Raw genomic sequence first — 8,685 nt, 5'->3', positions numbered from 1 at the left:
GGTCTCAACCGCTCCGGCGATGTGAAGTTTTCGGCTCTGACCTACGACGACTCGCAGAAAACCAGACCCGCCGATTGGCTGGCCGAGCACGGCTGGACGGTGGAACCTGTTCGCGCCAACCCGGAATTGCAGGCCGAATATGGCCGCACCCCAGCCGAAGTCGACCTACAAGTCGACCGAATCATGCACTCGGAATACATCACCGCGACCCGCTAAAGTACTACGACGTGCAGTTCTGGTCCGGCACAGCGTTTATGGACTCGGCGGAGGCGCTGGCCGTCGCGAGGATGCTCGACGACGCCGGCTACGACGGGGTGATCTGTGCTGACCATTTGATTTATCCACGTGTCCTACAGTCGCCATACCCCACCGGGGCGGAGCGTCCGCCGTGGTCGCCGGAGACAGCGTGGCCGGACTCGTGGATCCTGATCGGCGCGATGGCGGCGGTGACGCGTCGGTTGCGGTTCTCCAACGCCGTGTACGTCGCCCCCGCCCGCCCGTTGTTGGAGGTCGCCAAACAGGTGGCCACCGCGTCGGTCATTTCCGAGGGCCGGGTGTCGCTGGCGGTCGGCGCCGGCTGGATGCGTGAGGAATTCGAACTGCTGGGACAAGATTTCGGCAATCGGGGCAAGCGGCTCGACGAGATGATCCCGGCCTTACGCGCGCTGTGGCAGGGCGGTTGGGTGTCGTGGAGCGGCCACTACTACCAGGTGCCCGAGTTGATGCTCGAGCCGCACCCCACCACGCCGGTGCCGATTCTGTGCGGCGGCGAATCGGAGGTGGCGCTGCGCCGGGCCGCTCGGCTGTGCGACGGATGGGTCGGCACGGCCTACGTGTGGGACGACGCGGTTGGCTACGCGCAGAAGCTGACGGCGTTGCGGCGCGAGTACGGGCGGGACGGCGAACCGTTCGAGATCATGCTGGCGCTGATGGAACCGCCGTCTGTCGATCTTTACCGGCGTGCCGAGGACGTCGGGATCACGGCGGTGATGTGCGCTCCCTGGATGGGTGCCGAGGACGGCTACCGACCGTCGATCGAGCGGTTCGCGCAGACCGTGATCGAGAAGTTCCGCTAGCGGCTAGAGCCGGTGGGGCACGTCGTTGACCAAGCCGCCGTCCATCACGAATTCCGCGCCGGTGGCATACGAGGATTCGTCGCTGGCCAAAAACACCACGAAGGTGGCGACCTCGTCGGACTGCCCTGGGCGGCCGATCGGGACGGTGACCATGTTGTCGGGGAAGTGCTTGGTCATCGGGGTGCGGATGAAGCCGGGGTGGATGGAGTTGACCCGGATGTTGTGCGAGCCCAGTTCCAGAGCGGCTGATTTGGTCAGGCCGCGCACCGCCCACTTGGAGGCGACGTAGGGGTGCACCATGATGGCGCCGCGTAGCCCTTCGATGGACGAGACGTTGATGATCGAGCCGCCGCCTGCGGCCTTCATCGGTTCGACCGCGGCCTGGATTCCGTGGAACGTACCGTTCAAGTTGACGTCAATGACCTTGTGCCACTTGGCCAAATCGAACTGGCCAAGCTGGCCCAGCGCCACGATGCCGGCGTTGTTGACCAACACGTTGAGCTTGCCGAAGTCGTTGACCGCGGTGGATACTGCGGCTTCCCAGTCGTCGGGCTGGGTGACGTCGAGATGGACATAGCGCGCCGCGTCACCGATCTCATCGGCCAGTGCCTTGCCTTCATCGTCGAGGATGTCGCCGATCACCACTTTGGCACCCTCGCTGACCAGCAATCGGGCATGAGCAGCGCCCATCCCCCGAGCGCCGCCGCTGATCAATGCAACTTTTCCGTCCACACGTCCCATGACGCGTCAGGCTACCGCAGCCGGAAGCCGAACTAGAACTTGTTCCAACGCTGCGCTCACGCCTGCACACTGGGAAACAATCGGACAATGAGCGTCGCCACCTCTTTACTCATCGCGTGCAGCGGGTTTCTGTTCGCCGTGCTGTGGATGGATCTGATGTTCGATGCGCAGGTGCTCGCGGGCCGCAATCCCGGCGGTGACCTCCCCGAACGCGCGCTGGTTTCCATCGCGGGCTATTACCGGCGTGCAGTCACCGAATCCGGCCCGATGAGCCGGCTCATCGTGGTCGTCATGGTGGTGTTGCTGGCAGCGTTGGGGTTCCGCGCGGCCCGAGGGCACGACCCGGCCTGGTTACTGGCGGTGTCGGCGCTGCTGGCAGCGGGCCCGATTCTGCTGGCGCTCACGCATACGGTTCCCAGCGCGGCCCGCCTCGGCAGTCGTTCGGGCGGCGCATGCGAACAAACCGCCCTGGCGCGGTCCATCTGGCGTGATCATCTGGTGTGTGCGGGGTGCATGCTGGCTTTCCTGGTGCTGTGGGTAGCCCATAACGAGATGCTCTGAGGCACCCGGGTGGTCACAACACGACAATTCCGTACTAAACTAGAACACGTTTCAGTTAGCGAAACGCCGCGAGCAAGCAGACCAGTAAGGAATCAGGCATGCACACTCCCATCTGCGACGAGCTCGGCATCGAGTTCCCGATCTTCGCGTTCACACACTGCCGCGATGTCGTCGTCGCGGTGAGCAAGGCCGGCGGTTTCGGCGTGCTGGGGGCGGTCGGCTTCACGCCCGAGCAGCTTGAGATCGAGCTGAAGTGGATCGACGAGAATATCGGCGATCACCCGTACGGCGTCGACATCGTGATCCCGAACAAGTACGAGGGCATGGACTCGCACCTATCGGCGGAGGAGCTGGCCGACACGCTGCGCAAGATGGTGCCGCAGGAGCACCTCGACTTCGGGAAGAAGATTCTTGCCGATCACGGTGTGCCGATCGAGGACAGCGACGGCGACAGCCTGCAGCTCCTTGGGTGGACCGAGGCGACGGCCACGCCGCAGGTCGAGGTGGCGCTCAAGCACCCGAAAGTGAAAATGATCGCCAACGCGCTCGGCACACCGCCGGCCGACATGATCAAGCACATTCACGACGCCGGGCTCAAGGTGGCCGCGCTGTGCGGCTCCCCCTCGCAGGCACGCAAGCACGCCGACGCCGGCGTCGACATCATCATCGCGCAGGGCGGCGAGGCCGGCGGGCACTGCGGCGAGGTCGGCTCAATCGTGCTGTGGCCTCAGGTCGTCAAGGAGGTTGCCCCGGTACCGGTGCTGGCCGCGGGCGGCATCGGCAGCGGTGAGCAGATTGCCGCGGCACTGGCGTTGGGCGCGCAAGGCGCGTGGACCGGATCGCAATGGTTGATGGTCGAGGAATCTTCGAACACCCCGGTTCAGCAAGAGGCGTACGTCAAGGCGGGTAGCCGTGACACCGTCCGCAGCCGGTCGTTCACGGGTAAGCCTGCCCGCATGTTGCGCAACGACTGGACCGAGGCGTGGGAGGCCCCGGACAACCCGAAGCCGCTCGGTATGCCATTGCAGTACATGGTCTCTGGCATGGCGGTTCGGGCCACCAACAGGTATCCGAACGAGAGCGTCGATGTCGCGTTCAACCCGGTCGGTCAGGTCGTCGGCCAGTTCACCAAGGTGGAGAAGACGTCGACGGTCATCGAACGCTGGGTGCAGGAATACCTCGAAGCGACGAACCGGTTGGACGAGCTCAACGAGGCCGCCTCCGTCTGACGAACAGTCCTGCGCGCCAGGATTATTCGTCGTCGGCGGGCTTGCCGGTGAAGACCTCTTTGGCGCGGTCGACGGCGTAGGTGGCGATGTCGATCGAGTTGTGCACGATGTCTCCGGCGCCGCCGGAGACATCCCCTTTGATGATGTGGCCCGCGTCTTCGACGATGTCCGACGACCGCTCAACGGCGTTCGCCACGATGTCTCTGGCAGCGTCGATCGCATCCTTGGCGTTGAAGCCCATTGCAGTCCCCTGTTTGTGTTGTGGTTAGCCGGTCTGGCCGGTATCCGACGGGAAGCCTCCGCCGGGCCGCGGGAATCCACCGCCGGTCAATTGTCCGACCTGCCAACCGTGTTCGGTGCAGAGCATTGGAAGCCCGTCGGGCGTCTGGGCCGACGCACCTCGGGGGTTGTCGCACTTGGCGCCGATCTGTTGAACGCCATAGAGCGGGTACGTGATCACCCAGAACCCCGATTGCGCGGCCGGGAACTGGTTGATGATGAAGTGGCACGCCTCGGCCTGACCGCCCGGGCCGCGCCCGAAGATGAACCGCTCGTAGTTGTCGCACGGCGCGCCCAGCGACGCGTCGTAGTTCATTCCCGGCACGTCGCCGTCGTAATGCGGGTCGGCGACGGCGGCCGGCGCCAGGCCGACAGCCGTACCGGTGATCGCGGCGGCGATGAACAGTTCACGAATCATGACGGCAAGCATAGTCAGCGCGGCCAGGCCCGCATGGCGGTTTCGCACGGTGGCATCCAGCCGGTCGCTCAGCGGTCAGCGGGCCGGTAAGTGCAGATCAGGACGCCGGTGGCGGTGGGCGTCGCCGAGACCAGCTCGAGCGCGCGGGCCGAGCCGTTGTCAGGGAACAACCGCTTGCCGCCGCCGAGCAGGATCGGCTCGATCATCAGGCGGTATTCGTCGACAAGTCCCTGCGCGATCAGCTGCCCAGCTAGCGATGCGCTGCCCATCACCTGGAGTGCTTTGCCGTCCCGCGCCCGCAGCTCGCGCACCGCACCGATCGCGTCTTCAGCGGGCAGCAGGGTCGACCCGGACCAGGTGAGATCCGGTTGCGTCAGCGTCCGAGACGCCACGTATTTGGGTATCTCATTCATCCGGTCGGCGAACGGATCACCCGCGCGGCTCGGCCAGGCGGCAGCCATGGTCTGCCAGGTACGTCGGCCGAACAGCAGTGCCTCGGTTGCGGACATGATTTCGCCGACCGCCGGTCCCATCGTGTCTGGGTCAAAGTACGGCATCGACCATCCGCCGTGACGGAATCCGCCGTCGGTGTCCTCCTCCGGGCCGCCGGGCGCCTGCACCACACCGTCGAGGCTGATGAAGTCACTGACAACGATGCGCATGATCGATCCCTTCACTGGTTGCCCTGCCTGGCACTAGATCAAGACCTTCGAGCTAACCGAAACTCATCGGAGCCGGTCGCGAGAACACGTTTCAATCTGTGCCCGGCAATCCGCCGGGAACACGTTCCATCTCGGCGGTCTCGATGCTTTACTGAGCCAGAACACGTCATCTGCAAGTCGTATTCATAGTCGTATTCCTAGGAGTGCCCCCTATGCCGACTCCGAATATCCCGCCCGGATTCGATTTCACTGATCCCGACATTCACGCCGACCGGCTGCCGGTGGAAGAGCTGGCCGAGCTCCGGAAGACCGCGCCGATCTGGTGGAACGAGCAGCCGGTCGGGGCCGGCGGGTTCGATGACGGCGGTTTCTGGGTGGTGTCCAAGCACAAGGACGTCAAGGAGATCTCACTGCGCAGTGACGTCTTCTCCAGCCTGGCAAAGACCGCCATACCGCGCTATAAGGACGGAACGGTCGGTGAGCAGGTCGAGCGCGGCAAGTTCGTCCTACTGAATATGGACGCGCCGCAGCACACCCGGCTGCGCAAGATCATTTCGCGGGCCTTCACTCCCCGGGCCATCGAGCGGCTGCGCGAAGACCTCGCCGAGCGCGCGCGGCGCATTGTGGAGGCCGCGGCGCTCGAGGGCTCCGGCGACTTCGTCGAACAGGTGTCGTGCGAGCTGCCGTTGCAGGCCATCGCCGGGCTGATGGGCGTTCCGCAGGAAGACCGCAAGAAACTCTTCCACTGGTCCAATGAGATGGTCGGCGACCAGGATCCCGAGTTCGCGAACAACGATGCGATCACCGCCTCGGTCGAACTGATCATGTACGGCATGCAGATGGCCGCCGACCGCGCACAGCACCCGGGCGATGACCTCGTCACGAAGCTGATCGAGGCCGACATCGATGGCCACAAGCTCTCTGACGACGAGTTCGGCTTTTTCGTTATCCTGTTGGCCGTCGCCGGCAACGAGACCACCCGCAACTCCATCACCCAGGGCATGATGGCGTTCACCGACTTCCCCGATCAGTGGGAGCTGTTCAAAAAAGAGCGTCCGGCGACCACCGCCGACGAGATCGTCCGCTGGGCCACCCCGGTGACGTCGTTCCAGCGGACCGCCCTGCAGGACTACGAGCTGTCCGGCGTCCAGATCAAGAAGGGCCAGCGGGTGGTGATGGTGTACCGGTCGGCCAATTTCGACGAGGAAGTCTTCGACGACCCGTTCAGCTTCAACATCTTGCGTGATCCCAACCCGCACGTCGGGTTTGGCGGCACCGGTGCGCACTACTGCATCGGGGCTAACTTGGCGCGAATGACGATCGACCTGATCTTCAACGCGATCGGCGACGGTATCCCCGATCTGGAATCGATCGGCAAACCCGAGCGGCTGCGTTCGGGTTGGCTCAACGGCATCAAGCACTGGCAGGTCGACTACCACACCAATGGGGCGAAATCCCCTGCAGCGCACTAACATCAACTGCATGGCTACGCATCGAGCTGTTCACGTAAAGTCCGCCGGAGCACCGTTAGAACTGGTCGATGTCGAAACCAAGCCCCCGGGCCGCGACGAGGCGCGGCTGACGGTCACAGCGTGTGGGATCTGCGGCACCGATGCACACTTTGTCACAGGCGGCTTCCCGGGCATGACGTGGCCGTTGACTCCCGGGCACGAAATCGCCGGAACGATCGCCGAACTCGGAGCGGGCGTAGAGGGTTTCGCGGTCGGCGATCGCGTCGCGGTCGGGTGGTTCGGCGGCTGCTGCTACCACTGCGATCAATGCCGAAAAGGCCAGTTCATTCATTGCGAGAACGGGAAGGTCCCGAGTTACCAATATCCCGGCGGATATGCAGAGTCGGTGACTGTCCCGGGGAGTGCGCTGGCCCGGATACCGGCAGGGCTTTCCGACGCGGCAGCCGCGCCGATGGGTTGCGCCGGGGTTACCACCTACAACGCCTTGCGCCACACGAAGGCGGTGGCCGGCGACCGAGTCGCCATCCTCGGTGTCGGCGGACTCGGCCACCTCGGGCTGCAGTTCGCCCGGGCGATGGGTTTTGAGACCATCGCAATCGCACGCGGCAGCGGCAAAGAGGAGGACGCCCGGAAGTTGGGCGCCCACCACTACATCGACTCCACCGCCGGCGATCCCGCCGAAGCGCTGAAGGCCCTGGGCGGCGCGGCGGTCGTGCTGGCCACTGCGGGCAACTCGCCCGCCATGGCCGCAACGGTCGGCGGGATATCGCCGCAGGGTGAGCTAGTCACCATCGGCGTCACGCCTGAACCGTTGCCGATCAGTCCCATCCAGCTCATCACCCCTGGTGTCAGCGTCGTCGGCCATCCCTCCGGCACTGCGAAAGACGTCGAAGACACTATGCATTTCGCGGTTCTGTCCGGTGTTCGGGCGTGGATCGAGGAGCTGCCGCTAGCTCAGGCCGCTGAAGGCTATGCGACTTTAGAGCAAGGGCGAGCGCACTACCGCACCGTCTTGACCATGTGACACAGTCGGTCCGTGACCGGCATGTGGACTCTTCCCGCATCGGACGGTGAGCTGTTGATTCGCACCGGTGTCGCCGGCCGAGCGTCGAAGATGGGTCACCGCCTCACCATCGCGATGCGCCGCTGGCAGGCCACGGTGCGATGGTCGGATGGTGTGCCTGTCGCGGCGCAGCTCACGGTCGACGTGGATTCGCTTGAAGTCGTCCAGGGCGAAGGTGGCCTGACGCCCTTGTCCGGGCCGGAGAAGATCCTGGTGCGGTCCAACGCTTTACGACAGTTGGGTGCGCGACGCTTTCCAAAGATCTGCTTCGAGGCCGACAGCATCGAGCGCAGCCAGGCCGGTTACCGTCTGGCCGGGCCGCTGCAGATCCGAGGAAAGACACGGCCCCACGTAATCGATTTGCGCACTGAGGATCTCGGCAAGATTTGGCGCCTGTCCACAGAGGCTGTCGTTCGCCAATCCGACTTTGGAGTCAAACCATACTCGTTGGTCATGGGCGCGTTGAAAGTCGCCGACGACGTCACCATCTTGTTCACCGCGAAGCATGAAAAGGGGTAAAGATGCGGATCGGAGTAGTGTTCCCGCAGACCGAAATTGGCGCCGATGCAGGTGCGGTGCGGGCCTATGCCGAGCACGTCGAAGGACTTGGATTTGCCCACCTACTCGCCTACGACCACGTCGTCGGTGCCGATCCGAAGGTGCATGTCGGCTGGGACGGGTTTTATGACCTGCACAACACCTTCCACGAACCGATGGTGACATTCGGCTACCTCGCCGCGGTGACTACGTCGCTGGAATTGGTGACCGGGATCGTGATTTTGCCGCAGCGACAAGCCGTCCTGGTCGCCAAGCAGGCGGCCGAGGTGGACCTACTCAGCGGCGGCCGGTTACGCCTGGGCGTCGGACTTGGCTGGAACGCAGTCGAATACGAGGCACTGGGCGAAGACTTCTCGAACCGCGGCAAGCGCAGCGAGGAGCAGGTCGACCTGATGCGCAAGTTGTGGACCGAACAGAGCGTTACCTATCACGGCACGTATCACCGGGTGACCGGAGCCGGGCTGGCGCCGCTGCCGATACAGCGGCCGATCCCGGTGTGGTTCGGGGCGGCCTCGCCACGTGCATGCCGGCGCGCCGGTCGCCTCGGCGACGGCTGGTTTCCCATGGTGGGCCCCGGCCCGAAACTCGACCAGGCGCGGCAGGAGGTAGCGCAAGCCGCAACGGAG

The 8,685-nt window shown here is 64.6% G+C and carries 11 protein-coding genes and 1 pseudogene; 8 read left to right on the top strand and 4 right to left on the bottom strand.

The annotated features are described in order from the left end of the window. Both WB785_RS06035 and WB785_RS06030 read left to right on the top strand, forming a co-directional pair. Positions 1–216: pseudogene (locus WB785_RS06035) on the top strand (class I SAM-dependent methyltransferase); the annotation flags it as partial. An 11-nt stretch (positions 217–227) separates the two neighbouring features. Next, positions 228–1,076: a TIGR03619 family F420-dependent LLM class oxidoreductase gene (locus WB785_RS06030; RefSeq protein ID WP_424077850.1), complete on the top strand. Its 849-nt coding sequence runs from the start codon at positions 228–230 to the stop codon at positions 1,074–1,076. Between the two features lie 3 nt (positions 1,077–1,079). Here the strand turns inward: WB785_RS06030 and WB785_RS06025 are convergent, their stop codons facing one another. Beyond that, a complete protein-coding gene (locus WB785_RS06025) occupies positions 1,080–1,817 on the bottom strand; it encodes a glucose 1-dehydrogenase (protein ID WP_424077849.1) in 738 nt (245 codons plus the stop codon). Between the two features lie 87 nt (positions 1,818–1,904). Between WB785_RS06025 and WB785_RS06020 the strand changes: the two genes are divergently transcribed. Both WB785_RS06020 and WB785_RS06015 read left to right on the top strand, forming a co-directional pair. Next, complete coding sequence (locus tag WB785_RS06020) at positions 1,905–2,378, top strand: hypothetical protein (RefSeq protein WP_424077848.1); 474 nt, start codon at positions 1,905–1,907, stop codon at positions 2,376–2,378. 98 nt (positions 2,379–2,476) lie between these two features. Beyond that, positions 2,477–3,607 (top strand): nitronate monooxygenase, encoded by a 1,131-nt coding sequence (locus tag WB785_RS06015; protein WP_424077847.1) that lies wholly within the window; start codon positions 2,477–2,479, stop codon positions 3,605–3,607. Between the two features lie 22 nt (positions 3,608–3,629). Here WB785_RS06015 and WB785_RS06010 read toward each other — a convergent pair whose 3' ends face one another. The 3 genes from WB785_RS06010 to WB785_RS06000 all read right to left on the bottom strand — a co-directional run bounded on the left by WB785_RS06010 (position 3,630) and on the right by WB785_RS06000 (position 4,966). Then, a complete protein-coding gene (locus WB785_RS06010; RefSeq protein WP_424077846.1) occupies positions 3,630–3,848 on the bottom strand; it encodes a hypothetical protein in 219 nt (72 codons plus the stop codon). 24 nt (positions 3,849–3,872) lie between these two features. Then, positions 3,873–4,304 (bottom strand): hypothetical protein, encoded by a 432-nt coding sequence (locus WB785_RS06005; protein ID WP_424077845.1) that lies wholly within the window; start codon positions 4,302–4,304, stop codon positions 3,873–3,875. A gap of 68 nt (positions 4,305–4,372) precedes the next feature. Further along, entirely contained in the window at positions 4,373–4,966 is a 594-nt protein-coding gene (locus tag WB785_RS06000; protein WP_424077844.1) for a dihydrofolate reductase family protein, read from the bottom strand. Between the two features lie 212 nt (positions 4,967–5,178). Here WB785_RS06000 and WB785_RS05995 point away from each other — a divergent pair, with 212 nt between their 5' ends. The 4 genes from WB785_RS05995 to WB785_RS05980 all read left to right on the top strand — a co-directional run. Then, entirely contained in the window at positions 5,179–6,438 is a 1,260-nt protein-coding gene (locus WB785_RS05995) for a cytochrome P450 (protein WP_424077843.1), read from the top strand. Between the two features lie 10 nt (positions 6,439–6,448). Beyond that, entirely contained in the window at positions 6,449–7,462 is a 1,014-nt protein-coding gene (locus WB785_RS05990) for an alcohol dehydrogenase catalytic domain-containing protein (RefSeq protein WP_424077842.1), read from the top strand. Between the two features lie 21 nt (positions 7,463–7,483). Beyond that, on the top strand, positions 7,484–8,020 hold the full coding sequence (locus tag WB785_RS05985) for a YceI family protein (RefSeq protein ID WP_424077851.1): 537 nt from the start codon (positions 7,484–7,486) through the stop codon (positions 8,018–8,020). Between the two features lie 2 nt (positions 8,021–8,022). Next, positions 8,023–8,685: LLM class F420-dependent oxidoreductase (locus WB785_RS05980; RefSeq protein WP_424077840.1), on the top strand; the 663-nt coding region annotated here is incomplete at its 3' end.

This window comes from Mycobacterium sp. (assembly GCF_049585075.1).
Lineage (GTDB): Bacteria > Actinomycetota > Actinomycetes > Mycobacteriales > Mycobacteriaceae > Mycobacterium.
The sequence above is the reverse complement of the archived record's forward strand: the minus strand, read 5'-3'. Positions and strand labels throughout refer to the sequence as shown.

Bases quoted from the DNA above. Each gene is read 5' to 3' on its own strand.
- WB785_RS06025 (WP_424077849.1), bottom strand. From the start codon at position 1,817: ATGGGACGTGTGGACGGAAAAGTTGCATTGATCAGCGGCGGCGCTCGG.
- WB785_RS06020 (WP_424077848.1), top strand. From the start codon at position 1,905: ATGAGCGTCGCCACCTCTTTACTCATCGCGTGCAGCGGGTTTCTGTTC.
- WB785_RS06015 (WP_424077847.1), top strand. From the start codon at position 2,477: ATGCACACTCCCATCTGCGACGAGCTCGGCATCGAGTTCCCGATCTTC.
- WB785_RS06010 (WP_424077846.1), bottom strand. From the start codon at position 3,848: ATGGGCTTCAACGCCAAGGATGCGATCGACGCTGCCAGAGACATCGTG.
- WB785_RS06005 (WP_424077845.1), bottom strand. From the start codon at position 4,304: ATGATTCGTGAACTGTTCATCGCCGCCGCGATCACCGGTACGGCTGTC.
- WB785_RS06000 (WP_424077844.1), bottom strand. From the start codon at position 4,966: ATGCGCATCGTTGTCAGTGACTTCATCAGCCTCGACGGTGTGGTGCAG.
- WB785_RS05995 (WP_424077843.1), top strand. From the start codon at position 5,179: ATGCCGACTCCGAATATCCCGCCCGGATTCGATTTCACTGATCCCGAC.
- WB785_RS05990 (WP_424077842.1), top strand. From the start codon at position 6,449: ATGGCTACGCATCGAGCTGTTCACGTAAAGTCCGCCGGAGCACCGTTA.
- WB785_RS05985 (WP_424077851.1), top strand. From the start codon at position 7,484: ATGTGGACTCTTCCCGCATCGGACGGTGAGCTGTTGATTCGCACCGGT.